The sequence below is a fragment of the Bradyrhizobium sp. OAE829 genome (assembly GCF_040546575.1).
Classification (GTDB): domain Bacteria; phylum Pseudomonadota; class Alphaproteobacteria; order Rhizobiales; family Xanthobacteraceae; genus Bradyrhizobium.
The window spans coordinates 4,926,476-4,952,981 of sequence record NZ_JBEPOE010000001.1 but is presented as its reverse complement, the minus strand read 5'-3'; the positions used below and the strand labels follow the sequence as shown (position 1 = coordinate 4,952,981).

The window sequence follows — 26,506 nt, the reverse complement described above, 5'->3', positions numbered from 1 at the left end:
CCGTGAAGCGGCGTGGTCGGACTATGCGTGCGCGACGGTACCGACGAACTGCTGCAATTCCGGCGTTCGCGGCGCGGCAAATACCTCTTTCGGAACGCCCTCTTCATGCACCCTGCCGTGGTGCATGAAGACGAGCTTGGTGCCGACGTCCCGGGCGAAACGCATTTCGTGCGTAACCAGAATCAGCGTCATGCCTTCGCGCGCCAGCTGCTCGACCACGCGCAGCACCTCATTGACCAGTTCCGGGTCGAGCGCCGAGGTGATTTCATCGCACAGCAATACTTTCGGCCGCATCGCCAGCGAACGCGCGATCGCGACGCGTTGCTGCTGGCCGCCGGAGAGCTGGTTCGGATAGGCGTCCATCTTCTCGGACAGTCCGACCTTCGCCAGCACCTCGGCCGCGGTGGCGCGCGCCTCCTTGGCCGACACCTTGTTGACGACGGTCGGCGCCAGCATCACGTTCTCGGCGGCGGTCAAATGCGGAAACAGATTGAACTGCTGGAACACCATGCCGACATGGCGGCGCAGCTCGCGCAGATTGGTGGTGGAGCCGCCGACCTCGATGCTGTCGGCGATGATCGCGCCGGACTGATAGGTCTCCAGGCCGTTGATGCAGCGGAGCAGCGTGCTCTTGCCCGATCCGGAGCGGCCGATGATGGCGACCACGTCGCCCTTGGCGACCTCGAGCGAGACGCCCTTCAGCACCTCGTTCGGACCAAAACTCTTTCTGACGTCACGAATGCTAACGAGCGACATTGAGGCGGCTCTCGATTTTTTTCGCCCACCAGGACAGCGGGAAACACAGGCAGAAATAGATCAGCGCAACCAGCGAATAGACCACGAAGGGGCGGAAGGTCGCGTTGTTGAGCATGGTGCCGGCCTTGGTCAGCTCGACGAAGCCGATGATCGAAGCCAGCGCGGTGCCTTTGACCACCTGCACCGAGAAGCCGACGGTCGGAGCAACCGCGATCCGCGAGGCCTGCGGCAGGATGACGTAACGCATCTGCTCGATGTAGCTCATCGCGAGGCTGGAGGAGGCCTCCCACTGGCCCTTCGGGATCGACTCGACGCAGCCACGCCAGATCTCGGCGAGAAAAGCGCTGGTCCAGAACGTCAGCGCCAGGGTCGCAGCCATCCACGGGCTCACCTCGATGCCGAAAAGCGCGATGCCGAAGAAGAACAGGAACAGCTGCATCAGGAGCGGCGTACCCTGGAACAGCTCAATGTAGATATTGGTGGACCATTCCAGCGCCGGGATCCTGGAGGTCCGCATGAACAGCAGGATCAGCCCGACAACGCCGCCGCAGACAAAGGCGATCAGCGACAGCACGATGGTCCACTGCGTGGCGATCAGGAGGTTCGACAGGATGTCCCAGAGGCTGAACTGCAACATGGCTCACTTCGCCTTGAACAGGATGCGGCCGAGGCCGCGCAGCAGCGAACGTGTCAGCATGGCGAGCAAGAGATAGGCCAAAGCCACCAGCAGATAGACTTCGAAGTTGCGGAAATTGCGCGAGGCGATGAGGTTGGCGGCATAGGTCAGGTCCTGCGCCGAGATCTGCGACACCACGGCGGAGCCCAGCATGACGATGATGATCTGCGACGACAGCGCCGGATAGATCTTCTCGAACGCCTGCTTGAGGACGATGTGGCGCAGCACTTCCCATTTGGTCATGGCAAGGCTGATACCGGCCTCGATATGGCCTTTCGGCACCGCTTCGATGCCGGCGCGGATGATCTCGGTCGAATACGCGCCGAGATTGATGGTCATGGCGAGGAATGCCGCGGTCGATTCGCTGAGCTTCAACCCGGCGGCCGGCAGGCCGAAGAAGATAAAGAACAACTGCACGATGAACGGCGTGTTGCGGATCACCTCGACATAGGCCGCGACCAGGCTGCCGAGCCATTTCGGCCCGAAAGTGCGCGCCGATGCGCCGGCGGTGCCGACGGCGATGCCGGCGACGGTCGAGACGACCGTCAGAACGACGGTGAACAGCAGCCCCCACAGCAGCACATCCCAGTGAGGCAGCAATTCACCGAATTGGAGCTTGTAGTTCATGACGGGCCGGCCCCCGCGACCAGGTCAAAAGCCCGGCGGCAAGGGTGCCTTCAGCCACTTCTCGGACAGTTTGGCGATGTCGCCGGACGTCTTGGCCTGCGCGATGATCTCGTTGAGCTTGGCCAGCAGCTTCGGCTCTTCCTTGTTGAGCCCGATGAAGCACGGGCTGTCCTTGATCACGAATTTGAGCGCGGGCGCCCGGGCCGGGACCTTCTCGGCAATGGCGGCGGCGACCGTATTGCCGGTCGCGATCAGGTCGACCTGTCCGGATACGAAGGCGGCAATGGTGGCGTTGTTATCCTCGAAACGCTTGATGGTGGTGTCGGCCGGCGCGAGCTTGGTCAGCTCCTGCTCCTCGATGGCGCCGCGGGTGGCGCCGATCGTCTTGCCCTTGAGTTCGTCGGCCGATGCGACCTTGATTTCCTTGGTACCGAACACGCCGGAGAAGAACGGCGCATAGGCGACGGAAAAGTCGATCACCTTCTCGCGCTCGGCATTCTTGCCGAGGCTGGAAATCACGATGTCGGCCTTCTTGGTCTGCAGATAGGGAATCCGGTTGGCGCTGGTCACGGCGATGATCTCGACCTTCACCCCGAGCGCCTTGCCGATCAGGTTGGCCATGTCGATGTCGTAGCCCTGCGGCTTGAGATCGAGCCCGGCGGAGCCGAACGGCGCAAAATCCTGCGGCACTGCAACCTTGATGACCTTGGCCGCCATGATCGAGTCCAGCGCGTCGGCATGGGCCGGCGCGGTCAGCGCGGCGGTGGCGACCGCGAAAGCCGCGGCAAGCATCGATTTCTTGAGCAACATCCTATGTCCCCTGTGCATCGCGACACCGGCGGGTCGGTTTGGCCGATGTCTTCGGATCCCCTTCGCAGTGCGGGACCCTGCCCGATGCTCAATCATCAGGCAATGCCTCGAACTGCTCCTAATTTTATCATCGACTGCCCTGGAATTAGGCTGCGATGGGTGACAGATTCACGCCCAAATGATACACGTCCTGCCATTCGATGCAGGGTTGTGGCGTGCTTGCTCGCCACGAAACGCGAGGATCAATTGAACCAACCTCACGGATCGCGCGACATAACAAATCGTCATCGCGATCTGATACGCGGTGTGCCAATTGACCTTTGCCCTGCCGATACGATCAACGTCCCGATGATCAATTTTCGACGTGCGGAAATATTTCCTTGGAAGCCGGCTCGACATGATCGGCACAGAATGAAAGCCATCCGGCTCTGATCTCCGCCATTGGTTCTCCTGATCTCGCAACAAAGAGGGCGCTTCAATACGGCGAGATCGAGAAGCAAGCGGGCGGCCTGCCTGACGTTTTTGAGAACAACAATCATCAACCAACACGAGGAGGAAAAACAAATGCTACGTGCCATCCTGACTGCAGCCACCCTGTTGTGTGCATCGCAAGCGTTCGCGCAGGAGATGACTGCCGCGCAGCGCGACGCTTGCATGGGCGATTACGAGAAATATTGCAAAAGCGTCACGCCGGGCGGCGGGCGGATCATCGCCTGTCTCGCCAAGGAGAGCGACAAGCTGACACCTGCTTGCAAGAAAGTGTTGCAGGCGGCGGAGAAGAAGTAGACGCGCGGTCTGAGACGTATCCGCAGCACCTTCCAGAAGAAACCTGAGCACCAACCAAGATAAGTCCGGGAGAGAAACATGCGTTCATTTCTGCTCATTGCCGCCGCCCTGCTCGCCATTGGCACCGCCATGACCTTCGAGTCGACCGATGCCAACGCGGCTGTCTGCGCCGACGGCGTCGTTCGCGCCGGCTGCGCGGGACCTCGAGGCGCGGTCGTCGTCAAAAAGCCGAAGCCGGCGGTCGTGTGCCGCACCGTGATCGTGAACGGCGTCAAGGTTCGCCGCTGCACTTGATCGAAGCTGATCCGGCTCAAAACTAAGGACATCTGCACCTGCCGGCCGCTGCCTGCCGTCATTGGCGGCGCAGCGGCCGACTTTTGGCAATTCCTGTTTTGCTTTTGCCGGATCGCAATTGATGTGCCAGCATCGGCGGCTTCGAAGCGTTCGAAGGCCGTGAACCCGGAATGAGTAGTTTTTCAATCGCATTGCCAGTCTGGGCCCGGGTACTCCTGCTGGCGGGCGTTGCCGGCATCGTCCTCGGTGCCGGCCTCATCGCCTATCGCTTCTACGACAGACCGACGGTGCTGAGCGTCGCGGTGGGGTCGTTCGACGGCGAAGCGGCCAAGGTCGCGTCGGTCATCGCCGCCCGGCTGGAAGCCACCAAGTCCGCGGTCCGTTTGAAGATCGTTCCGACCGAGGACGTGCTCGATTCCGCAAAAATCTTTGCCGAGGGGAAAACCGACCTTGCCATCGTGCGCGCCGATGTCGGCGATCTCTCGCTGGCGCGGAGCGTGGCGCTGGTCACCAAATCGGTCCTGATGATCCTGGCCCTGCCGGGATCGCAGGTGACCAGCATCGAGAAGATGAAGAGCCACACGGTCGGCGTGGTCGGTGGCGAGATCAACCAGAAGATCGTCGAGGCCCTGAAAAAGGAATATGACCTCGGCGACAAGGTGATCTTCAGGAACATGGCGCCGGCGGATACGCCGCGCGCGATCCAGTCGAAAGAGGCGAGCGCGTTCGTGCTGGTCGTCCCGCTCAGCGAAAAGTACCTTTCGCTGGTGAGGCGCTTCTTCCGGGGCGGGCATAATTCCTTCCCCACCCTGATTCCGGTTGAATCGGCCGGCGCCATCGCCGATGTCGAAGGCGCCTATGAGAGCTTCGATATTCCGCAAGGCACGCTGCGCGGCAGCCCGCCGGTGCCGGACGCCGACCTGACCACGCTCCGCGTCGCGACGTATCTGGTGGCCAACAAGAAACTCGACCCGGACACGATCACGACGCTGACCCAGGCGCTGGTCACTGCCCGCAACGATCTTGTGCGCGACCAGCCGCTGCTGGCCGGGCTGACGGCACCCGATACCGACCCCGGCGCCTACATCCCGGTCCATCCGGGGGCCGCTGCCTACTATAACGGGACCCAGCAAAGCTTCATGGACAAATACGGCAACTGGATTTACCTGACGCCGATGGTGCTGGGCGCACTGGCCTCGATCTTCGCAACCGCGTGGCGGTTTCTGGGCGGCCGGCAGGAACCGGCCGAAACGACGTTGCGCAGCCTGTTCGCCTTGCCGCGGCGGATCAGGGAAGTGAAGAGCGAGGCCGAACTGACCGAGATCGAAAACCAGGTCGACCAGGCACTGGATGCCGAGATGGCGAGCGCGATCAGAAGCGAGAACGCGCAGGATATCTCGACGCTGGTTTCAATGGCGCATCGGCTGGAAGATTCGATCTATCGCCGCCGGCAAATGCTGGCGGAGGGGCCGGCGAAGCAGAACTAGTTCCGGGCGGCCCCACGGACAGGGTTGACCCGGACCAATTCCGGCAAAATTTTTGGTAGCGCCATTCCCCGGTCCGGTTTAGGGTGGCTCCAACTAGTAAGTATACTGTCAATTAGGGAGGGTACCGTGCGCATCGCCGTCATCGGCGGAGGCCCCGGCGGTCTCTACTTCGCCTATCTCTGGAAGCGGCGTCATCCGGACGCAGAGATCGACCTGTTCGAGCAGAACCCCGAAGGCGCGACCTGGGGTTTCGGCGTCGTGTTCTCCGAACAGGCGCTGGAATTCTTGCGCGCCGACGACCCCGAGACGGTCGATGCGATCGCGCCGCGGATGGAAAGCTGGAAGAACATCACGCTCAATTTGCGGGGCGAGAGCGTGGAGATCGACGGCGTCGGCTTTTCCTCGATCGGCCGGCTCGAATTGTTGACCATTTTGCAGCAGCGCGTGCGCGCCGCCGGCATCACGCCGCGCTACGATACCATCATCCAGTCGCTGGATGAACTCAAAGGTTATGACCTGATCGTCGCCGCCGACGGATTGAACTCGCTGGTGCGCCGCGGCTTCGAAAAGGAGTTCGGCGCCTCGGTCTCGCATTCGACCAACAAATTCGCATGGTACGGCACCAGCAAACGATTCGCCACGCTGTCGCAGACCTTCGTCAAAACCGACCTCGGGTCGTTCAACGCGCATCACTACCGCTATGCGCCTGCCATGAGCACCTTCCTGGTCGAATGCGACGCAGCGACCTGGCAGGCCTACGGTTTCGAGCACAAGACCATCGAACAATCGCAGGCGATCTGTGAAGAAGTATTTGCCGATACGCTCGACGGCCATTCGCTGGTGTCGAACAAATCGGTGTGGCGGAATTTCCCCTGGATCTGGAACGAGAACTGGTCGCACGGCAACATGGTGCTGATCGGCGATGCCCTGCACTCGGCGCACTTCTCGATCGGCTCGGGAACAAGGCTCGCGATCGAGGACGCCATCGCGCTGACCAAGGCGCTGGAGGCGGAAGCGGACATTCCCGCGGGCCTTGCCCGTTACCAGAGCGAACGCAAGCCAATCGTGAAAAAGCTGGTGACGGCGGCGCGCACCAGCGCCGACTGGTACGAACATTTTCCCGAACATATGAAGCTCGATCTGATGGATTTTGCCTACAGCTACATCACCCGCTCTGGGCGGATCGACGATTCGCGCCTGCGCGCGATGTCGCCGGCCTTCATGGCGCGCTTTGAGGCAGCAAAGAACAGCGGGAGCCGTGCATGATCGACGATCAGGTACCCCTCGACAATCCCGGTGCGCGCGAGATCGGATTTACGATTCCCGAGCGCTACAACGCCAGCCGCATCCTGTTCGACAATCTCGTGCACGGCCGCGGCGAACGCCTCGCACTGACCGGGCCAGCCGGCACGCGCAGCTATGCCGAGCTGTGCCGCGAGGCCTCGCAATGGGGCCACGGCTTCCAGTCGCTGGGGCTGAAGCGCGGCGACCGCATCCTGATGTTCCTCGACGACACGCCGGCTTACCCGGCCGCATTCTTCGGCGCGGTACGCTCCGGCTTCGTGCCGCTGCTGATTAACACCCTGACGCCGCCGGACCTGCTGCAGTTTTATCTCTCGGACGCCGGCGCCGCCGTCGCGGTCACCGATGCCGAGTTCACCTCCCGATTCGACGCTGTTGCCTGCAAGGACACGCCGCTGCACACGCTGGTCGTGGTCAACGGCACCGCCGGCGAACACGCCGTGCCGAAGACGCTTGCCGCCGATACCTGGCTTAAGGCCTTCCCCACCGAACTCGCGGAGGCTGATACGCACCGCAACGAGATGGCGTTCTGGATGTACTCGTCGGGCTCGACCGGACGCCCCAAGGGCATCGTGCATCTGCAGCACGACATGGCCTACAGCGAAGCTGCGTTTGCGCGCAACGTGCTCAAGCTCGGGCCCGACGACGTCTGCTTTTCGGTACCCAAGATTTTCTTCGCCTATGGCTTCGGCAATTCCATCACCTTCCCGTTCTCGGTCGGCGCCGCCACGCTGTTGCTGCCCGGCCAGCCGAAGCCCGCCGCGATCTTCGAGGCGATCGGGCGCTACCGCCCGAGCGTGTTTTTTGGATTGCCGACGCTCTACACCTCGCTGACCAAGGCCGACGGCGCAGCGGCCGCGGACTTTTCATCGTTGCGGATGGCGCTGTCCGCCGCCGAGGTGCTGTCGGGTGAAGTGTTCAACGGCTGGAAGACGCTGACCGGCCTCGAGATCATCGAGGGCCTGGGTTCGACCGAGGCACTGCACATCTATCTTTCCAACCGGCCCGATCACAAGAAGCTCGGTGCGGCCGGGCTGCGTGTCCCCGGTTATGAAATCGCGCTTCGGGACAAGGACGGCCGCGACGTCGGCGACGACGAGGAAGGGATCATGTGGGTGCGCGGCGATTCCAACACGCCGCTGTACTGGAACCGGCCGGACAAATCAGCCGAAACCATTCGCGAAGAGGGGTGGATCTACACCGGCGACCGCTTTGTCCGCGATGCTGACGGTTTTCATTTTTTCCGCGGCCGCGCCGACGACCTGATCAAGATTTCCGGCCAATGGGTCTATCCGCTCGAAGTCGAGCTGTGCCTTGCCGAGCACCCCGAGGTCAGGGAATGCGCCGTCTTCGCCGCCGAACTGCCGGACCGTCGCATGACGCTGAAGGCGGTGGTGGTGATGAACAAAGGCGGCTTCGACGCCGACAACGCGACCAAGAAGCTGCAGGATTTCGTCAAGGCAAAACTGCTGCCTTACAAATATCCGCGCGAGGTGCGGTTCATTGAGGAACTGCCGAAGACCGGTACGGGAAAGATCGACCGGCAGGCTTTGTTGAGGATGTAGCGCGTTGCCACACCAATGGTGTCGTCCCGGCCTTGAGCTCAGATGTGCAATTGCACATCTGAGATCGCGCTTCGCTTGTCCGGGACGACGATGGATGATGCTCAACCCGACTTCCCCAAATGCTCGAGCGCGTCTTCGGCGCGCAGCGGCACCCGCGAGGCCTCGTTGTTGAGATCGACGAGTTGCGTCATCAGCGCCAGCAACACCTTGCGGTCCGCGGGCTTCAGCGGCTGCAGCATCCGCGCCTGCGCGCGCTCGACCGATGGCATGATCTCGCGCAGCGTGGCCGCGCCCGCCTTGGTCAGATAAAGCAGTTTGACCCTCTTGTCTTCCCGCCCGGCCTTGCGCTCGACCAGGGCTTTGGATTCCAGCCGCTCGATCACGTTGCCGAGCGTCGAGCGGTCGAATGCGATCACCGCCGAGAGCCGCGTCGCGTCGATGCCGGGATGGGTGTGGATCGAAACCAGCGCGGCATACTGCACCGGCGTCAGGTCGAAGGCCTTGCATTCCTCGACAAAGATCGCGACCGCGATCTGCTGCATGCGCCGGAACAGATAGCCAGGCGCCGCGTAGACGGCGTCCATGGTAATGGGCGTGGGCTTACTCGGCATCGGGCTGCTTGTCCGGTGCGGCGTCGGCGAACGCCTTGATTTCCTTTGCCGCGGCTTCAGCCTTGAGCAGGCGCGGGAAGATCGAGACATCCACCCCGAAGCGCCGCGCGTTGCCGAGTTGCGGCACGAGGCAGAGATCGGCGATCGTCGGCGTTGCGCCGAAACAGAACGGCCCCTTTTCGCCGGTGGCCAGCGCCTCGCAAGCCGTCAGTCCCTCGCGGTTGACCCAGGCCGCCCACTCCGTCACCTTTTCCTCGGGTAAACCGAGTTGCCGCAGCCGGTTCAATACTTTCAGGTTCTGCACCGGGTGGGTGTCACAGGCCAGCGCCATGGCGAAGGCACGAACTTTTGCGCGACCCAGCGCATCGCCGGGCAACAGCGCCGGTTCGGGATAGGTTTCATCCAGCCATTCAATGATCGCCAGCGATTGCGTGAGTACGGCGCCGGCGTCGTCCTCCAGTGCGGGCACGAGCCCCTGCGGGTTGATGGCGAGATAGGCCGGCGCGCATTGTTCGCCCTTGCGAAGGTGATGCGGCAAATGTTCGGGTCGCAGCCCCTTCAGATTCAGGGCGATCCTGACCCGGTAGGCCGCGGCACTGCGGAAATAGCCGTGCAGCTTCATCGGTACCTCCCCGTAAATCTGTCGTTGCGGTCTACGCCGTCATTGACGCTACCCATATTGTAAGTATGCTGTCAATAAATGGACGGACAAGAACAACGGGAGGCTAGCCATGGAAGCCGTGCAGAAGACCCCGGAACGCGAGGCGTTCTACAAGAAGATCGACGGCGAGAACCTCTCCGCACTCTGGAACGTGATGGGCGATCTGATCACACCGGAGCCGCGCAGCGCCTGCCGGCCGCATCTGTGGAAGTTCGACCAGATCCGCGACTACATGACCGAGGCCGGCAAGCTGATCACCGCCAAGGAAGCCGAGCGGCGGGTGCTGGTGCTGGAAAATCCGGGCCTGCGCGGCCAGTCGAAAATCACGACCTCGCTGTTTGCCGGCGTGCAGATGGTGGTCCCCGGCGACGTCGCCCCGGCGCACTGCCACAGCCAGTCGGCGCTGCGTTTCGTGCTCGAAGGCAAGGGAGCGGCAACCGCGGTCGACGGCGAGAAGACGCTGATGGAGCCCGGCGATTTCGTCATCACGCCGTCAATGACCTGGCATGATCATTCCAACGAAACCTCCGAGCCGATGTTCTGGCTCGACGGACTAGACATCCCGATGGTGCAGTTCTTCGATGCGTCCTTTGCCGAGGGCTCGAACGAGGACCAGCAGAAGATCACGCGACCTTCCGGCGACAGCTTTGCCCGTTACGGACGCAACCTCCTCCCCGTCGACGAGAAGCGAAAGTCGAAGACATCACCGATCTTCAACTATCCCTACAGCTACACCCGCGAGGCGCTGGAACAGGCCAAGATCCGCAACGAGTGGGACGCCTGCCACGGGCTGAAGCTGAAATTCTCCAACCCCGAAACCGGCGAATTCGCGATGCCGACCATCGGCACCTTCATCCAGATGCTGCCGAAGGGTTTTAAGACGGCGCGCTATCGCTCCACCGACGCGACCGTGTTCGCGGCGATCGAGGGCAAGGGCCGCACGCGGGTCGGCGAGCAGGCGTTTGAGTGGGGCGCGCGCGATCTGTTCGTGGTGCCGAGCTGGCAGTGGGTCACCCACGAGGCCGATGTAGACTCGGTGCTGTTCAGCTTCTCCGACCGTCCGGTGCAGCAGAAGCTCGACCTGTTCCGCGAAGACCGCGGAAATGCGTGAGGGTGATGAAATTGTAGGGTGTGCAAAGGAGCGTTAGCGACGTGCCTACCGTCAGGCACCGTGCGCACAATGGTGGGCACGCTTCGCTTTGCCCACCCTACGTTTTCCCACGCGCGACCACTCACCGCCAGTGCAGCAGCCGCGCTTCCAGCAAGTTAATCCCCTTCCCGACCACCAGCCCGAACACCGACAGGATCACGACGCCGGCCAATAACTGATCGGTCTGCATCAGATTGCCGGCCTGCAGCACGAAGGCGCCGATGCCGTACTGGGCGCCGATCATTTCCGCGCTCACCACCAGCAGCAGCGCCACCGACGCCGTGATACGAAAACCCGCGAGGATCGAGGGCAGCGCGCCCGGCCAGATCACGCGGCGCACGATCAAATGGAACGGCACATTGAAACTCTGCGCCATCCGGATCAAATTGCGCGGCACCGCGTCGACGCCGCTATAGACCGAGATCGCGGTGGAGAAGAACACGCCGAGCGCGATGGTTGCGATCTTCGGCTCCTCGCCGATCCCGAGCCACAGGATCAGCAGCGGCAGCAATGCGATCTTCGGAATCGGAAACAGCGCCGAGATGAAGGTGATGCCGACGCCGCGCGCCAGCGTCGACAGCCCGATCCCGAAACCGACGATGACGCCGGCAGCCGTGCCAAGGATCCAGCCCGATCCGATCCGCATCACCGACCAGGACAGATGCTGCCAGAGCGCGCCTGATAGCGCGAGCTTGTAGATCGCAACCGCGATCGCCGAGGGCGGCGGCAGGAACAGCGCATTGACCCAGCCGGCGCTGCCCGCGAGTTGCCAGAACGCGATCACCAGCGCGAGCGCGATCCAACCGGAATAGCGGCCGGCACTCGGCGTAAAGCCCGCGCCGCGAAACGTCACCGGCCGCGACCCTGCCTTGTCCTTGGCCTCGTCCTGCGTTCCCTGCGGCGCGCGGTCAAGCATGCTGGACCTCACGCTCGGCGTCGATCGCCTCCTCACGGATCAGCGACCACAGATCGTTTTGGATCGCGAGCAGTTTTCCGCGGGCATTGATGTCGCCGCGCTCATCGCGCGTCATCGGGATGGTCACGACCTCGCGGACGCGGCCGGGACGACGCGACAGCACCACGATGCGGTCGGCGAGCCGCACCGCTTCTTCGAGATTATGCGTCACGTAAGCCGCGCCCATCGAACCATCGGCGAGCAGGCGGATAAAATCCTCCATCAGCAGTTCGCGGGTCTGCGAATCCAGCGCCGACAGCGGCTCGTCCATCAAAAGGATCGCGGGTCGCACCGCGAGCGCCCGCGCAATGCCGACACGCTGGCGCATGCCGCCGGACAATTGCTTCGGGTAGGCGCCGCGAAAATCGGTGAGCCCTGTGCGGCGCAGCGCATCGTCGATCACGGCGCGGCGCTCGCTTATCCCGAGCGCCGTGTGCACCAGCGGAAATTCCACATTGGCTTCCACCGTACACCAGGGCAGCAGCGCAAAATCCTGGAATACGAAGGTCAGCGGGTTGAGGCTGCCCACCGGCGGCGCGCCGCGCAGCTCGGCCTGGCCCTCGCTCGGCCGCAGCAATCCCCCCAATATCGACAGCAGCGTGCTCTTGCCGCAGCCGGATGGCCCGACGATCGCAACCACCTCGCCCGCGCGCACCGTGAACGAGACGTTGTCGAGCACGTCCAGCGTACCGAAGCGGTGGCTGATATGGTCGGCGATCAGGTCCATTTGGTCCTTATATCCCGAAGTTGGTTTTCGCCGTCATGGCCGGGCTTGTCCCGGGCATCCACGTCTTATCGGTACAACTGCAAGGAAGACGTGGATGGCCGGGACAAGCCCCGCCATGACGAAGGTGCCCGTCAATCCGCCTTCACATATTCCTTGGCGATGATCGCATCCACGCCGAATCCCTTGTCGACGAAACCTTGTTCCTGCAACCAGCTGATCTGGTTGGCGACGTTCTTGACGTCGAGTTTGCCGTCGGGATCGATATAGGCGCAATTGCCGACCACCTGCTCGACCGGCAGGATGGTGTATTTGGCAATGATCTCCAGCAGCGGTTTGGTCTTGTCGTTGATTGCGGCCTTGCCGTCCTTCACGGAGGCCAGGATCACGTCATGATACTCGCGGTCGGCGCGGACCAGCGCGCCCAGCAATTTCGTCACCAGCGCCTTGTTGGTCAGCGCTTTCGGGGAAGCGAACACCGCACCGAGTTGCCACGGCGTCTCGTCGCCGACCCAGCCGAGCAGTTTGGCGCCATCGGAATCGATCAGCGTGCGCGCGGTCGACACCGGCAGCAATGCCGCATCGACGGTCTCGCCCTTCAGCGCGGCGGCGGCGTTCGACAGCGACTGCAACGGCAGCACCTTTACGTCCGCAAGCTTGAAGCCATATTTGTCGGCGAGCAGTCCCAGCGAATAATGGAAGCTGGAGCCAACCTGCGTCACCGCAATGCGCTTTCCGGCGAGATCCTTCGGCGCCTTCAGCCCGGCGGCATAGGCGTTGTTGCTGGCGAAATAGCCGATCAGGGGATAGCCGGCCTTCTCACGGCTCATGCCGCCGATCACCTTCAGCGTGCCCTTGCCCGCCAGATTATAAAGCCCGGCCGTGAACGCGGTGACACCGAAATCGACGTCGCCCGAGGTGGTCGCCACCGCGATCGGCTGCGCCGCGTCGAAGAATTTCAGTTCGATGTCGAGGCCGGCCTCGCGGAAATAGCCCTTGTCCTGCGCGATGAACACCGGCGCCGACGAGGACAGCCTGAGCACGCCGATCCTGGCCTTCAGCGCATCATCGGCCCGCGCGATGCCGCCTGCTGCGATCGCCAGCAGGGCGGCCATAGCGAGCCGTGCAAATCCCGTCATTCCGTTTCCTCCGTAACTTCTCTTACAACCCTTCGGGCACGTTCTGGCCGCGGCCAATAAAAGCGCCCTGTTGTTGCAATGCTTGTTGCAACTTTGCAACGGCAATGTCGCGTGGAATCGTGTTGCCTGACAGCGCCAGGTCGGCGGCGATCCCAACCGCCTCGCCCATCGCAAAGCAGGCGCCGGAAACCCGCGCTGCCGACTGGCCGTCATGGGTCATCGAGGCACAGCGCCCGGCCATCAGCAGATTGTCGATACCCTCGGGCACCAGCATCCGATACGGCAGCTCGTTGTAGCCGCGGGATTCCGGGATCGGCGGGAACTTGAAGACCACATCGCCCGCGACATGGGATTCCATCGGCCAGCCATTGACGCCGATGGAATCCTCGAACGAGGCGCAGCCCAGCACGTCCTCGCCGGACAGCATGTAGCCGCCGACGACGCGGCGGGTCTCGCGGATGCCGAGCTGCGGCGGCAGATCGACGATGTAGGATTGTTCGAAGCCGGGCACGGTGCGCAGGAACTCGAACGCCTGCACCGCCTGGCGGCGGCCCTCGATTTCGCCGCGGGTCATATCGTCAGGCTCGAGGCCGTTCACCGCCGTGCCGTCCTCGCGCGCGAGCTGGGTGAAATTCACCCGCCATTCGACGGCGTGGCGCTGCGGCCGCACGATCGCGGCCTTGCGCGGAAACTTGTGCGTGCCTGCGGCCTCGGCCTTTTCCATCAGCGCCGGAATGGTCCGCCAGGCGTCGCCGGCTCTTTCGGGATCGATGCCGTTGAGGCGGAACATCATCGAGGGGTAGAGCATGCTGCCGGCGTTATCGCCGACCTCGAACGGCGCGCCGGCCCAGGCCGCGAGATCGCCGTCGCCGGAGCAATCGATGTAGATGCCGGCGCGCACCGCCTGCCGGCCCGCCTTGGTCTCGACCATGAGCGCGTCGATGCGCCTCTCGTCATGCATCACCACGCCGGCGCCGAGCGCGTGAAAGAGAATGTCGACCTTGTGCGCGGCCAGGAGATCGTCGGCCGCGATCTTGTAGGCCGCGGTGTCATAGGCCTGCGCGAAAATCTTGCCCAGGATCAGATGCGGCGCGTTGAGCCCGCCGAGCCGGTCGATCCGACCAAGCAGTTCGGTGGCAATTCCCTGCACCACCCGATGCATCTCGCCATGGACATTGGCATGCAGCCCGCAGAAATTGGTGACGCCGGCGGCCGTGCCCATGCCGCCGAGGAAGCCATAGCGTTCGATCAGCAGCGTCCGCCGCCCGGCACGTGCGGCGGCAACAGCGGCTGCGATGCCGGCAGGCCCGCCGCCCAGCACGGCGACATCATATTCGCCATAGAGCGGAATTTGGCGTGCAGGCTCGGTGATGGTTTTGGAAGGCAATTCAGGGTTCCCGGATGAGGCCAAGGCATCATGCCTTGGCGAGGGCATTTTGGCTATGTGTCGAACGGTTGAAATCAAGACGGAAGATATTGCTCCGACGGTACAAAATTGAGAAGGTGGCGACGAAAGGATTGACCGTTTTGAGATTACTCGCGCCCCTTGTGCTTGGCCTCCTGTTCGTCATCTCCACCGTGCAGGCGGAAGTGGAACAGAATTGCCGCTTCGTTCCGGTCAAGACCGAGCGCGAAGCCTGCTATCAACGCCAGGAGGCTGCGCTAGCCGAAAAACGCAAGCAAGCCGTTGCTCGCGACGCCGCGATGACGTCATCGTCGCCGGAACAAATGAGTGCAGACGATGCAGCGCTTAGAGCCACACTGCGCAGCATCTGCCGCGGCTGCTGACTATTTGCTACCCCAATTCGCCGCGCGCTTTTCTGCAAACGAGGCTAATCCTTCCGAAGCCTCCGATGTCCGCCGCCGGTCCGAATGCAATTTGACCAGCCGCGCATAGGCCTCGTCGTCGACGCTCATACCGCCGAATGAACTCTCCAGCGCCAACGCCTTGGTTTCGGCCAGCGCCTCGGGACCATTGGCCAGCAATTGCTCCACGACCTTGGCACCCGACGCTTCAAGCTCCGCCAGCGGCACCACCTCATGCACCAGTCCAATGCGGCGCGCGTCCTCGGCGCCGAAGCGCTCGCCGGTCAGCGCGTAGCGGCGCACCTGACGGACACCGATGGAATCGCAGAGCTGCGGAATGATGATCGCGGCCGTCAACCCCCAGCGGACTTCCGTGATCGAGAACAGCGCGTTATCGGCGGCAATCACCACGTCGCACGCCGAAATCACGCCGGTGCCGCCGCCGAAGCAGCCACCTTGCACCAGCGCCACCGTCGGGATCGGCAGCGTATTGAGCCGCTGCACCGCCTCGAATGTGGCGCGCGACACCACCTCGTTCTCTTCAGGCGATTTCGGCCGCACGCCATTGATCCATTTCAGGTCAGCGCCGGCCTGGAAATGCTTGCCGTTGCCCTTCAGCACCACGACGCGCAGGTGAGGCTTCTTGCCGAGTTCATCCATCGCCGCGAGCACGCCGTTGATGAGCCCGGCATCGTAGGCGTTGTTCACTTCCGGGCGATTCAGCGTGACCGTCGCGACGCCGCGTTGATCGAGATCCCACAAAACCGGATTGGCAGACATTGACGGCCCTTTTTGGTTGCAGCAGTTTCATCAGGCAATATGCCGACACACCGGCAATTGATCTATCCCTTTCCGTGATGCCTGCGATGCAAACGGCATCGGCGGTTGCGCTGCGGTGCAAGCTTGTGGAAACTGGTGCCTCACGGTTCCCCTCAGCAGGACATCAACTCGATGCGGATATGCGTTTTCGGTGCGGGCGCCGTCGGCAGCCATTTCGCGGTGCGGCTGGCGCTCGCCGGACACGACGTTTCCTGCGTGATGCGCGGCCCGCACCTCGAAGCCGTGAGGGCCAACGGCCTGACGCTGCGCGCCGGGGAAGCCGAGTTCAAAGCCAAAGTGAGCGCCTCCGACAACCCCGCTGATCTCGGCCCGCAGGATGTCGTGATCAGCACGCTGAAGGCAACGGGCGTAAGCGCGCTCGCCGCCGGTCTGCAACCGCTGTTGCGCGATAATACCGCCGTGGTCTTGGCCCAGAACGGGATCCCCTGGTGGTACGATGTCGGGCTTCCTGCAAAACATCCGCCGACGCCCGATCTTGGCTTCCTCGACGCGAACAGCCAGTTGCGTACCGCGATACCCAAGGAACGGATTATCGGGGGCGTGATCTATTCATCCAATGAGATCATCGCGCCTGGTGTGGTCGCGAATCTCTCGCCTGATCGGAACCGGCTCCTGATCGGCGAATGCGACGACCGCCACAGCGAGCGGATCGCGCGGCTTCGCACAGCGCTCAATGAATCTTCCATCGAATCGCCCGATGTCACCGAGATCAGGGAAGCGATCTGGTCCAAGCTTTTGACCAACATGTCGATGTCGGTGCTGTGCCTGCTCACCGGCCAGACCGCCCGCGGCGTCCGGGACGAGCCGGCGCTCGCCGAGGTGATCCCGCGCTTGCTGGATGAAGCCAACAGCATCGCCCAGAGCTGTTACCCCGACGTCAAGCGCGTCACCCGCTCCGGCCCCGCGCCCGCTCACAAGCCATCGATCCTTCAGGATTTTGAGCTCGGCCGCGCCATGGAGATCGACGTGCTGGTCCGCGCGCCCGCCGCATTCGCGCGGGCGGCAGGGCTTTCGACACCGATGCTCGATTTGATGGCGGGACTCGCAATTCGCCAGGCGCGCGACAAGGGGCTTTACCAGGGCTGAACACCGCGCGCGGAACGTACTGAAGTCAGCTAGAGGGAAGCTTCAACATGAACATCAAAGGCAAGGTCTGTGTCGTTACCGGCGCCGCAAGCGGCATTGGCGAAGCGGTCGCGCGTGCTTATGCCGAGGCCGGCGCGCGCGGCGTTGTCGTCGCCGACCTGAAAACCTCGCGCGACCGGCTGGCGAAAGTCGCCGGTGACATCGACGGATTGGCTGTCACCGCCGACGTCGGCCTTGAAGAAGACGTCAAGGCGCTGATCGCGGCGGCCGAGGACAAATATGGCCCGGTCGACGTGTTCTTTTCCAATGCCGGCCTGTCGCGCAAGGGACAGGAAAGTGCGTCCGACGCGGACTGGGACGTCAGCTGGCGGGTCCATGTCATGAGCCACGTGTTCGCGGCACGCGTGCTGGTACCTAGCATGCTCGCGCGCGGCTCGGGCTATCTGCTCAACACCGCATCCGCCGCCGGCTTGTTGGCGTCGCTGAATTCGATGCCCTACGGCGTCACCAAGCATGCCGCGGTGGCGCTCGCCGAACATCTCGCCATTCAATATGGCGACCGCGGCATCCGCGTGTCGGTGCTTTGCCCGCAATCGGTACAAACCGGCATGACGACACCCGGCCCGAGCGCCGCGCGGGTCGACGGCGTGCTGCAGGCGCCCGAAGTCGCCCGCATGGTGATCGAGGCGATGGAAGCCGAACGGTTTTTAATTCTGTCGCACCCGCAGGTCGCCGAATACATGCTGCGCAAGGCGTCCAGCCGCGAACGCTGGCTGGCCGGCATGCGGCGGCTGCGCGACAAGATTTACGGAGCGCCGCAGTCTGGCTGAATGCTCAATCTATTTCCCGGGCGCAAACGGCGCCAGCAGGCCGCTATAGTCCTTTGCGCCCGGCAGCGCGTAGGAACCGCGCCGCGATGTGGTGAGCTTCAGGCCGACCAGTGCCTCGGCCTGCTTCACCGCGGCCGCGACGCCGTCGACAACGGGGACACCGAATTTTTGCGAAAGTTTTGATGCGAGATCGGCCATCCCGGCGCAACCGAGTACGATGGCTTCCGCGCCCTTTTCCAGCGCCCGCGCAATCTCGGCGTCGAGTTTCTCTTCCGCGCCGGAGCCCGGCTTCTCGAGATCGAGCACCGCGACATTGCAGGCGGTGACATGCGCCCGTTCCGCAAAGCCGTAGCGGCGCACCAGTTCTTCAAGAGGCACGATCGAACGCGGCAGCGTGGTCACTACTCCGATGCGTTTTGCCAGTTGCCCCGCGGTCACCAAGGCGGCCTCGCAGATCCCAACCACCGGAAACGGCGCGACCGATCGCGCGGCGTCGAGGCCGGTGTCATCGAAGCAGGCGATGATGCCGGCGTCGGCATCCCTTGCGTTCAACAGCGCCTGAATCAGGCCGGGAACGGCGAAGGCTTCGTCATAAAATCCCTCGATCGAAACTGGCCCCATCGCCGACGTCACGTCGACGATCTCGGTGCCTGATGCCGCGACCGCGCGCGCAGCCTCGCCGATGGTTTTCGTCATGGACGCGGTGGTGTTCGGATTGACGATGAGGATCTTGGCCATAGGCCTGATTAGCATCCGCTGCGCGCTTCGCCAACGCTATCCTGCGCCGATCTTACCGGCCCACGCCGCGAACGCATCCAGCACCTCGGTCATCACCTCGCGGTCGTTGCGCCCCGAGCGCGCCAGCACGTGAAAAGAGTGGTCCGCTTCCTTTACCAGGTGCAGCGTCGCCCGTTTGCCCAGCCCTTTGACGACGGGTTCAAGCAGGCTCAATTCCGCCAGCGCGTCGCGCGTCCCCTGCAGGAACAGCATGGGTACTTCGACCGCGGCAAGATGCTTGGCGCGGTCGCTGGACGGCTTCCCCGCCGGGTGCAGCGGAAAGGCGAAGAAGGCGAGCCCGCGAACGCCCGGCAAGGCATCGATCGCCTGCGCCTGCGAGGTCATGCGCCCGCCGAACGACTTGCCGCCCGCGATCAGCGGCAGCCCGGCGCAGCGTCGCGCCGCTTGCGCCACCGCAGCCCGCACGGCGGCGTGCGCCACAACAGGCGCATCCGGCCGCTTGCTGCCCTTTTCCATGTAGGGAAACTGATAGCGCAGCGTCGCGATGTCGCGGTCGGCAAGACCTGCGGCAATCACTTCCATCGAGGCATGCGCCATGCCGGCGCCTGCCCCATGCGCGAACACGTAACACGCGCGCGCCTGCGGCGGATGGATCAGCAATGCGGACACCGGGTCCGCAGAGGCGATTTCGATTTTGAGCGGTTGCGCGGTGGCGGCTTTCAAATCGGCGATCCCGGGATATGCTATCGCTTGATTCTACATTCAGGGGCGGCGCGTGCAAACGCGTTCGGCGAACCCACCCGGCGGATTCGAAACGGCACCTTCCGCTGCAGCAAAACGGCACAACGCACGAAATCGGCTTTATGGACAGCCAACTTACGCTACTATAAGATGGCGAAATATTTGATCGCACGCCAAGGCTGAGTACGTGTTTGGCGATTTTTTAATGAGATACGCATATTTCGCGCTCAGGCGGCGCAATTGAACAAAGGGCTGATCATGCGGGGCAGGACAAAAATTGTTATCGCAGCCTTGATCGCCGCCGCCGGCTACGTCGCCTTCAAGGATGACATCGCAAAACTCTGGGAAAACCTTCACGTCAGGATCGCGGAGTACCCGCAGCCGAAGAAGACCGTCTGGCTCGACCAGGGCATCAGCAAGGAAAAACTCAGCTGGTTCTACCACGCCGACCAGGGAACGCGGACCTTCGGCATGCCCTATGAATGGTTCATGGCGCTGGAGCAGCCGACGATTCCGTGGCTTGTCTTCACCGAAGCTGGCCCGTTGAGCGACCCGGCCTATCTCGATCGCTACGGCTTCATTCCGGACACCATCATCCCTGGCAAGAAGGCGCTTCCGATCGGCATTGCGCAGGGCGGTCCGATGCTCGACCCGTCGGGCGCGCCCTGGCGCAATCCACGCAGCAAGCAGGACATGACCGGCGTCGGCCTGACCTGCGCGGCCTGCCACACCGGACGGTTCACCTACAAGGACACCGCTGTCATCGTCGACGGCGCGCCGGCGCTGACCGACCTGTTCAAGCTGAAGCAGGGAATGGGCGTGGCGCTGCTCTTTACGCGACTGATACCCACGCGCTTCGATCGGTTCGCCGAACGGATCCTGGGGCCGGACTCGGCGGTCGCGGATCGCGAGATCCTGAAATACCAGATCGACCAGGTCCTCACGCAATTGAAGGCCGTCAAGAATCTCGAGGAGGCTGTCGCTTCCCAGAGCGTCCTCGAAGGCTATGGCCGGCTGGACGCGCTGAACCGGATCGGCAATCAGGTGTTTTCAATCGACCTGAAGAAGCCGGAAAATTACGCGGGCTCCTCGGCGCCGGTGCATTACCCGCGGATCTGGAACACACCGTGGTTCGATTGGGTGCAGTATAACGGCTCCATCATGCAGCCGATGGTGCGCAATGCCGGCGAAGCGCTGGGCGTATCGGCCGAACTCAATCTGCTCGACCCGTCGAAGGGCCTGTTCAAATCGAGCGTCGACATCGACCGGCTCAACGAAATGGAGCAAATGATCGCCGGCGATCCGCCGAGCCTGGAAAAAGGCTTCTCGGGCCTGAAGTCACCGCGCTGGCCGAGCGACATCCTGCCGGCGATCGACGAAAAGCTCGCCACCCAGGGCGGCGAACTCTACAAGGTGCATTGTCAGGAATGCCACCGACCGCCGGTCTCGACCAAAGCGTTCTTCGATTTCAACAACAAGGATTGGTGGACCAGGAACGAGGTCGGCCAACCGGTCCTCAAGATCGAAAACATCCCGATTGAGCATATCGGCACCGATCCCGCCCAGGCCGCGGACATGATGAGCCGAACCGTCGCGATCCCCCCGCATCTGGGTATCGACAAGAGCGATTTCGCTGACGCGCTCAGGCTCCTGGTCGCAAAGACCGTCAACGTCATTTACGACCAGCGAAAACTGGACGACAAACAGCGCAACGCCATGAACGGCAACATGCCCAACGAAATCCAGGGCAAGCTTGAGTACAAGGTCCGCCCGCTCAACGGGGTTTGGGCGACCCCGCCCTATCTTCACAACGGCTCGGTTCCAAACGTCTACGCGCTGCTGTCCCCGGTCGAGGAAAGGCCGAAGAAATTCTATCTCGGCAACCGCGAGTACGATCCGGTGAATCTCGGCTACAAACACGACAAGCTCACCAACGGCTTCGAATTCGACACCTCGATCCGCGGAAACTGGAACACCGGCCACGAATTCGCTGACAAGCCGCCGAAGACCAAGGGCGTGATCGGCAAGAAACTGGCTCCCGACGAGCGCAAGGCGATCATCGAGTACCTCAAGACGCTCTGAGACATGATGCCGCGCAGGCCGAACCGACTCCGGCCGCGCTGCAACACGCTTGCGGAAACGAACGGGCCGCGACCGGGCGCAACCCGCCCATGCGATGGCGCGATTGACGCTTCCAGCGCTTTGGTCTGATGTAGGCACAGCTTTCGTCTTCATCGGGAAAAGCGCATGGCTGCGGGCAAGCAAGATCAACAACAACGTCCGGCCGAGGTTGATGCGGTGTTTGACGCCGTCATCGTCGGCGCCGGTTTCGCCGGCATGTACATGCTGCACCGCCTGCGCGGGCTTGGCTTCACCGCACGGGTATATGAGGCCGGTGGTGGCGTCGGCGGCACCTGGTACTGGAACCGCTATCCCGGCGCGCGCTGCGACGTCGAGAGCATGCAGTATTCGTTTTCGTTCTCGGAAGAACTCGACCAGCAATGGGACTGGTCGGAGAAATACGCGCCGCAGCCGGAAATCCTCGCCTACGCCAACCATGTCGCCGACCGCTTCGATCTGCGCCAGCACATCCGGTTCGACACCCGCGTCACCGCCGCGACCTTCGACGAAATTGCAAAAGGCTGGCGCATCGAAACCGACCGCGGCGACAAGGTGTTCGCCAAGTTCTGCATCATGGCGATCGGCTGCCTGTCGGCGGCAAACCATCCGCCCTTCAAGGGACGCGAGGATTTCAAGGGGCCGGTCTATCACACCGGCGAATGGCCGCATGAAGGGGTCGATTTCACCGGGCTTCGCGTCGGCATCATCGGCACAGGTTCATCGGCGATCCAGTCGATCCCGATCATCGCGCAGCAGGCCTCCGCGCTTACCGTATTCCAGCGCACCGCGACCTATTCCGTGCCAGCCTGGAACGCGAAACTGACGCCGGAATACCGCCAATCGATCAAGGCCGATTATCCGGCGCTTCGGGCGAAAGCGCGGGCGCGGCCAACCGGCTTCTATTTTCCCTTCAACATGAAGCCGGCGCTGGAGGCTTCGCCAGAGGAACGCGAGCAGAAATATGAGGAAGCCTGGGAACGCGGCGGGCTGCCGTTCCTCGGCGCCTTCGGCGACCTCTTGTTCGAGAAGGAAGCCAACGACACCATCGCCGAATTCGCGCGCAACAAGATCCGCGGCATCGTCAAAGATCCCGCGACCGCCGAGCTGCTGTGCCCTTCCAACGTGTTCGGCTGCAAGCGTCTGTGCGTCGATACCGGCTATTTCGAAACCTATAATTTGCCGCATGTGAAACTGGTCGACGTCTCCAGGACGCCGATCGAACGCTTTACGAGCAAAGGCATCGAGGTCGACGGGTCAGAACATCAATTCGACGCCATCGTCTCCGCGACCGGCTTTGCCGCGATGACCGGCTCGTTCGACAAGATCCGCATCACCGGCCGCAACGGGCAGACACTCGCCGAGAGATGGCGCGCCGGCCCCCGCGCCTATCTCGGTGTCGCGACCGTGGGCTTTCCCAATCTGTTCACCATCACCGGGCCGGGCAGTCCGTCGGTGCTGGCGAGCATGATCCAGGCGATCGAGCAGCATGTCGACTGGATGGCCGACTGCATGGCGCATATCCGCGACATAGGTGCCGATACAATCGAGCCCATCGAGCAATATCAGGATGAATGGGTCGAGCACGTCAACGAGGTTTCAAAAATCTCGCTGCGGTCGACCTGCAGCTCCTGGTATGTCGGCGCCAACATCCCCGGCCGGCCGCGCGTCTTCATGCCCTATATCGGCGGCTTTCCGATCTACGTGCAGAAATGCAACGAGGTCATGAGCAACGGTTTTGAGGGTTTTGTGATCGACGGCGCCGACCCACACAACGAAGCACCGCGCGTGCGATTGACCAAGCGCTGGCGCGTCCCGCTCGACATCGACGTCATTTCGCCGGCGGCGGTCGCCGCCCGGCGCGTACCCGTGGTTTGAGGCGTTTACTCTGGCGCGCTTGCTCTGAAGCGCTTATCTGGAGACCACCAACCGCAATCGCGGCTTGATCGTCTCATCGAGTTCGGCCTTGAGTTCGTGCACGCGCGGATCGTCGGAACGCGCGGCACACACCGAGTATTGATTGACCGAACGCACCAGCGCGCGTCGCTCGTCAGCCCGTTTCGTCACCTGCGGGCTGGACAGCCTCAGGACCATTTGCCCGAGTTGCACCAGCAACTCGTCGATCGCACGGTCTATCGCGGCAACTTCCTTCATCGCGCGTCTCCTTTCAGAGGAGCAATGAACGGCGAAGAGAGCCGTTCCTCGCACTCAGGCCTGATGGATAATCAGCCGTAAACGGGGAACCAGCCTACCAAGGCGCGCGCTAATTCTGCTTGATGGAATTCTTCGCAATTTAGCAAACTCGGCGGCATTCCCGTTCGATGCTGCGTCGCCAAAAATGAGCGGGCGGGGCAGCTCGGCGTCCGGCCATGCGGCAAACGTAATTGCGGCAGCTTTGCGCGCGACCTAAGGTGCGGCCTGTCCAATGCGAGGCATTCTGCATGGTTACGCCGCTCGATCCCGTCATCGCCCAGATCATTCCGCTGTTACCGCTGCGCGACCCCACCACGATGACGCCTCAGAGCGCGCGCGATGCCCTTCGCGCGCTGGCGGATGCCCGTGCCGCAGTGCCGCCGCCTCCGGTCGCGAGCGCAGAAAACACCAAGGTCAAGGGTGCTGCCGGTTTCCTTGCCGCGCGGGTCTATCGCAATACAGACGAGAAATCGCCGACGGTGGTGTTCTTCCATGGCGGCGGCTGGGTCGCCGGCGATCTCGAAACCCATGACCGGCAAGCCCGCCTGCTTGCGATCGAGACCGGCGCCGTGGTTATTTCAATCGACTACCGGCGGCCGCCCGAGGTGCGCTTTCCCGGCGCGTTCGAGGACGCATTCGCCGCCGTCAAGGACATCGTCGAACGCATCGCCGAGTTCGGCGGCGATGCGAAACGCGTCGGCGTCGCCGGTGACAGCGCCGGCGGCAATCTGGCGGCGGCGACCGCAATCGCCTGCCGCGATGCCGGTATCAAGCTCGCAGCGCAATTGCTGGTCTATCCCGTTACCGACGTGTTCGGCAGTTTCGCGGATATCAAGGAGAACGCGCGGTTTCCCTCCCGCGCGGAAAACGCCGAGGGCTACTTCCTGTCGCGCGCCGTCATGGAATGGTTCTGCGGCCATTATCTCGAGCGCGCCGCTGACGGCACCGACTGGCGCGCCTCGCCGCTACGCGCAAAAAATCTCGCCGGGCTGGCGCCCGCGATCGTCACCACGGCATGGTTCGATCCGCTCCGCGACGAGGGCAAGGCCTATGCGGATGCGCTCATCGCCGCCGGCGTCGCCACCAAATATTATGACGGGCCAGGCCTGATCCACGGCTATTTCGGGCTCGGGGAAGCCTCCGAGGCAGCTAGATGCGAAGCGCAGAACGCCCGCGCCGATTTCAAGGTGCTGCTGGAAGCAGGCGCATAAGCACAGCGGGCCTTGTCAGCGCCATCGAGCTAGGCAACTATCCCGCATCATCGGGCCAGCGTCACGTGCGGCCGGGGCGTTCGGACGTCAAGATCCGACCAGGGAGGATAGACATGCTCGCATCCATCCGCTTACACGGCGTTGCCGTCGCTGCATTGTTGCTCGCATCCATCTCCGGCGCATTCGCCGAAGGCCCCATCGCCACCAAGGCTGAGGAGACGGGTTTTTCGAGCACAGGGCTCGCGCGCATCGATGCCTATCTCAAGAACGAAATTGCCACGGACAAGATTCCCGGCGCGATCATGATGATCCAGCGCAACGGCAAGACCGCCTATTTCAACAGTTTTGGCGTTCGCGATCCCGGCACCAAGGCGCCGATGACGCCGGATACCATTTTCCGCATCTATTCGATGACGAAGCCGATCACGACGGTGGCGGCGATGATGCTGGTCGAGGAAGGCAAACTCCAGCTCGACGAGCCCGTGTCCAAATACATCTCGGCTTTCGCTGACGTGAAAGTTGGCGTCGAGAAGAAGGGCGAGGACGGCAAGATCGGCCTCGATCTGGTCGCTCCCAGGCGACCGATGACGATCCAGGATTTGATGCGCCACACCTCCGGCCTGACCTACGGCGTCTTCGGCGATGGCGCCGTCAAGAAGCTCTATCGCGAGGCAAACCTGTCCGAGGGCGATCCTGACAACGCGCAGTTTGCCGAACGGCTGGCCAAATTGCCGCTCGTCTATCAACCCGGCTCGACATGGGAATACAGCCAATCGACCGATATCCTCGGCCGCGTGATTGAGGTGGTCACCGGAAAATCGCTCCTTCAGTTCATGAAGGAGCGCCTGTTCGATCCGCTCGGCATGACCAATACGAGCTTTTTTGTCACCGACGCGGCCAAGCAATCGCTGGTGGCCGAACCGTTTCCGAGCGACCGCAAGATCGGTCCCGGTGCTGACATGGGCGACCCGCGCGTCGTGCGAAGGTACGAGTCCGGCGGCGGCGGCCTGATGTCAACCATCGGCGATTATTCGCGTTTCGCAGCGATGCTGGCCAACGGCGGCGCGCTCGACGGCAAGCGATACCTCAGCCCGAAGACCATTGCCTATATGGGCTCGAACCATATCGGGCCGGGATCAGGCGTGACCCCGGGCCCCGTCTATTCGCCGGGACCCGGCTTCGGATTTGGCCTCGGCTTCGCCGTTCGCACCGACGCCGGCGTCAGTCCGATCGAGGGATCGGTCGGCGAGATGAACTGGTCAGGCGCCGGCGGCACGACCTTCTGGGTCGATCCGAAGGAAAACATGTTCGTCGTCTTCATGTCGCAGACGGTCGTGCACCGCGGCCGGCTTCGCGTCGCCCTGAAAAATATCGTCTACGGCGCTTTCGAAAAATAGGAA

General features: G+C 62.8%; 27 protein-coding genes. 13 read left to right on the top strand and 14 right to left on the bottom strand.

Features of this window, described 5'->3' with window-relative positions; translation table 11 throughout:
- Positions 1-21: 21 nt before the first annotated feature.
- From ABIE49_RS23870 to ABIE49_RS23855, 4 genes are read right to left on the bottom strand one after another with little or no spacing between them, the layout of a single operon-like run.
- The gene (locus ABIE49_RS23870; protein WP_192739275.1) at positions 22-756 is read right to left on the bottom strand and encodes an amino acid ABC transporter ATP-binding protein; all 735 of its coding nucleotides are present in this window, start codon (positions 754-756) and stop codon (positions 22-24) included.
- A complete protein-coding gene (locus ABIE49_RS23865; protein ID WP_192739276.1) occupies positions 743-1,393 on the bottom strand; it encodes an amino acid ABC transporter permease in 651 nt (216 codons plus the stop codon). The genes ABIE49_RS23870 and ABIE49_RS23865 overlap by 14 nt, the downstream gene beginning before the upstream one ends.
- 3 nt (positions 1,394-1,396) lie before the next feature.
- Positions 1,397-2,059, bottom strand: a complete 663-nt coding sequence (locus tag ABIE49_RS23860; RefSeq protein WP_192739277.1) for an amino acid ABC transporter permease — start codon at positions 2,057-2,059, stop codon at positions 1,397-1,399.
- A 24-nt stretch (positions 2,060-2,083) separates the two neighbouring features.
- A complete protein-coding gene (locus tag ABIE49_RS23855) occupies positions 2,084-2,869 on the bottom strand; it encodes a transporter substrate-binding domain-containing protein (RefSeq protein WP_192739278.1) in 786 nt (261 codons plus the stop codon).
- 441 nt (positions 2,870-3,310) lie between these two features.
- Here ABIE49_RS23855 and ABIE49_RS40095 point away from each other — a divergent pair, with 441 nt between their 5' ends.
- The 5 genes from ABIE49_RS40095 to ABIE49_RS23830 all read left to right on the top strand — a co-directional run bounded on the left by ABIE49_RS40095 (position 3,311) and on the right by ABIE49_RS23830 (position 8,303).
- A complete protein-coding gene (locus ABIE49_RS40095) occupies positions 3,311-3,655 on the top strand; it encodes a cysteine rich repeat-containing protein (RefSeq protein WP_502915922.1) in 345 nt (114 codons plus the stop codon).
- A 78-nt stretch (positions 3,656-3,733) separates the two neighbouring features.
- Positions 3,734-3,949, top strand: coding sequence for a hypothetical protein (locus ABIE49_RS23845; protein ID WP_192739279.1), 216 nt, complete (start codon positions 3,734-3,736; stop codon positions 3,947-3,949).
- Between the two features lie 170 nt (positions 3,950-4,119).
- Positions 4,120-5,436, top strand: a complete 1,317-nt coding sequence (locus tag ABIE49_RS23840) for a TAXI family TRAP transporter solute-binding subunit (protein WP_192739280.1) — start codon at positions 4,120-4,122, stop codon at positions 5,434-5,436.
- A 126-nt stretch (positions 5,437-5,562) separates the two neighbouring features.
- Positions 5,563-6,702 (top strand): FAD-dependent monooxygenase, encoded by a 1,140-nt coding sequence (locus ABIE49_RS23835; RefSeq protein WP_192739281.1) that lies wholly within the window; start codon positions 5,563-5,565, stop codon positions 6,700-6,702.
- Positions 6,699-8,303: a benzoate-CoA ligase family protein gene (locus ABIE49_RS23830; protein WP_192739282.1), complete on the top strand. Its 1,605-nt coding sequence runs from the start codon at positions 6,699-6,701 to the stop codon at positions 8,301-8,303. Before ABIE49_RS23835 ends, ABIE49_RS23830 begins: the two co-directional genes overlap by 4 nt.
- Positions 8,304-8,404: 101 nt before the next feature.
- Here ABIE49_RS23830 and ABIE49_RS23825 read toward each other — a convergent pair whose 3' ends face one another.
- The gene (locus ABIE49_RS23825; protein WP_192739283.1) at positions 8,405-8,914 is read right to left on the bottom strand and encodes a MarR family winged helix-turn-helix transcriptional regulator; all 510 of its coding nucleotides are present in this window, start codon (positions 8,912-8,914) and stop codon (positions 8,405-8,407) included.
- Positions 8,904-9,536, bottom strand: a complete 633-nt coding sequence (maiA, locus tag ABIE49_RS23820) for a maleylacetoacetate isomerase (protein WP_192739284.1) — start codon at positions 9,534-9,536, stop codon at positions 8,904-8,906. Before maiA ends, ABIE49_RS23825 begins: the two co-directional genes overlap by 11 nt.
- Before the next feature lie 109 nt (positions 9,537-9,645).
- Here maiA and gtdA point away from each other — a divergent pair, with 109 nt between their 5' ends.
- Complete coding sequence (gene gtdA, locus ABIE49_RS23815) at positions 9,646-10,686, top strand: gentisate 1,2-dioxygenase (protein ID WP_192739285.1); 1,041 nt, start codon at positions 9,646-9,648, stop codon at positions 10,684-10,686.
- Positions 10,687-10,807: 121 nt separating this feature from the next.
- Here the strand turns inward: gtdA and ABIE49_RS23810 are convergent, their stop codons facing one another.
- The 4 genes from ABIE49_RS23810 to ABIE49_RS23795 all read right to left on the bottom strand — a co-directional run bounded on the left by ABIE49_RS23810 (position 10,808) and on the right by ABIE49_RS23795 (position 14,930).
- Positions 10,808-11,641, bottom strand: coding sequence for an ABC transporter permease (locus tag ABIE49_RS23810; RefSeq protein WP_192739286.1), 834 nt, complete (start codon positions 11,639-11,641; stop codon positions 10,808-10,810).
- Positions 11,634-12,407 carry an ABC transporter ATP-binding protein gene (locus tag ABIE49_RS23805; protein ID WP_192739287.1) on the bottom strand — a complete coding sequence of 258 codons (774 nt, stop codon included), beginning with the start codon at positions 12,405-12,407 and terminating at the stop codon, positions 11,634-11,636. Before ABIE49_RS23805 ends, ABIE49_RS23810 begins: the two co-directional genes overlap by 8 nt.
- Before the next feature lie 131 nt (positions 12,408-12,538).
- Positions 12,539-13,543, bottom strand: coding sequence for an ABC transporter substrate-binding protein (locus tag ABIE49_RS23800; RefSeq protein WP_192739288.1), 1,005 nt, complete (start codon positions 13,541-13,543; stop codon positions 12,539-12,541).
- A gap of 22 nt (positions 13,544-13,565) precedes the next feature.
- Positions 13,566-14,930 (bottom strand): FAD-dependent oxidoreductase, encoded by a 1,365-nt coding sequence (locus tag ABIE49_RS23795; protein WP_192739289.1) that lies wholly within the window; start codon positions 14,928-14,930, stop codon positions 13,566-13,568.
- 35 nt (positions 14,931-14,965) lie between these two features.
- On the opposite strand from ABIE49_RS23795, the gene ABIE49_RS23790 reads away from it, so the two are divergent.
- Positions 14,966-15,331, top strand: a complete 366-nt coding sequence (locus ABIE49_RS23790) for a hypothetical protein (protein WP_249135251.1) — start codon at positions 14,966-14,968, stop codon at positions 15,329-15,331.
- On the opposite strand, the gene ABIE49_RS23785 is transcribed toward ABIE49_RS23790, so the two are convergent.
- Positions 15,332-16,129 carry an enoyl-CoA hydratase-related protein gene (locus ABIE49_RS23785; protein WP_192739290.1) on the bottom strand — a complete coding sequence of 266 codons (798 nt, stop codon included), beginning with the start codon at positions 16,127-16,129 and terminating at the stop codon, positions 15,332-15,334.
- Between the two features lie 171 nt (positions 16,130-16,300).
- On the opposite strand from ABIE49_RS23785, the gene ABIE49_RS23780 reads away from it, so the two are divergent.
- Positions 16,301-17,275 (top strand): 2-dehydropantoate 2-reductase, encoded by a 975-nt coding sequence (locus tag ABIE49_RS23780; protein ID WP_192739291.1) that lies wholly within the window; start codon positions 16,301-16,303, stop codon positions 17,273-17,275.
- A gap of 47 nt (positions 17,276-17,322) precedes the next feature.
- Positions 17,323-18,105, top strand: coding sequence for an SDR family oxidoreductase (locus tag ABIE49_RS23775; RefSeq protein ID WP_192739292.1), 783 nt, complete (start codon positions 17,323-17,325; stop codon positions 18,103-18,105).
- 9 nt (positions 18,106-18,114) lie between these two features.
- Here ABIE49_RS23775 and ABIE49_RS23770 read toward each other — a convergent pair whose 3' ends face one another.
- Positions 18,115-18,843, bottom strand: coding sequence for an aspartate/glutamate racemase family protein (locus ABIE49_RS23770; RefSeq protein WP_192739293.1), 729 nt, complete (start codon positions 18,841-18,843; stop codon positions 18,115-18,117).
- A 36-nt stretch (positions 18,844-18,879) separates the two neighbouring features.
- Entirely contained in the window at positions 18,880-19,566 is a 687-nt protein-coding gene (locus ABIE49_RS23765) for an alpha/beta hydrolase family protein (protein WP_192739294.1), read from the bottom strand.
- Positions 19,567-19,824: 258 nt separating this feature from the next.
- On the opposite strand from ABIE49_RS23765, the gene ABIE49_RS23760 reads away from it, so the two are divergent.
- Both ABIE49_RS23760 and ABIE49_RS23755 read left to right on the top strand, forming a co-directional pair.
- Positions 19,825-21,666 (top strand): di-heme-cytochrome C peroxidase, encoded by a 1,842-nt coding sequence (locus tag ABIE49_RS23760; protein WP_354066946.1) that lies wholly within the window; start codon positions 19,825-19,827, stop codon positions 21,664-21,666.
- Between the two features lie 165 nt (positions 21,667-21,831).
- Positions 21,832-23,580, top strand: coding sequence for a flavin-containing monooxygenase (locus tag ABIE49_RS23755; RefSeq protein ID WP_192739295.1), 1,749 nt, complete (start codon positions 21,832-21,834; stop codon positions 23,578-23,580).
- Between the two features lie 33 nt (positions 23,581-23,613).
- Here ABIE49_RS23755 and ABIE49_RS23750 read toward each other — a convergent pair whose 3' ends face one another.
- Entirely contained in the window at positions 23,614-23,856 is a 243-nt protein-coding gene (locus ABIE49_RS23750; protein ID WP_192739296.1) for a hypothetical protein, read from the bottom strand.
- Between the two features lie 287 nt (positions 23,857-24,143).
- On the opposite strand from ABIE49_RS23750, the gene ABIE49_RS23745 reads away from it, so the two are divergent.
- Positions 24,144-25,106: an alpha/beta hydrolase gene (locus tag ABIE49_RS23745; RefSeq protein WP_192739297.1), complete on the top strand. Its 963-nt coding sequence runs from the start codon at positions 24,144-24,146 to the stop codon at positions 25,104-25,106.
- Positions 25,107-25,219: 113 nt separating this feature from the next.
- Positions 25,220-26,503 (top strand): serine hydrolase domain-containing protein, encoded by a 1,284-nt coding sequence (locus ABIE49_RS23740; RefSeq protein WP_192739298.1) that lies wholly within the window; start codon positions 25,220-25,222, stop codon positions 26,501-26,503.
- Positions 26,504-26,506: the final 3 nt, after the last annotated feature.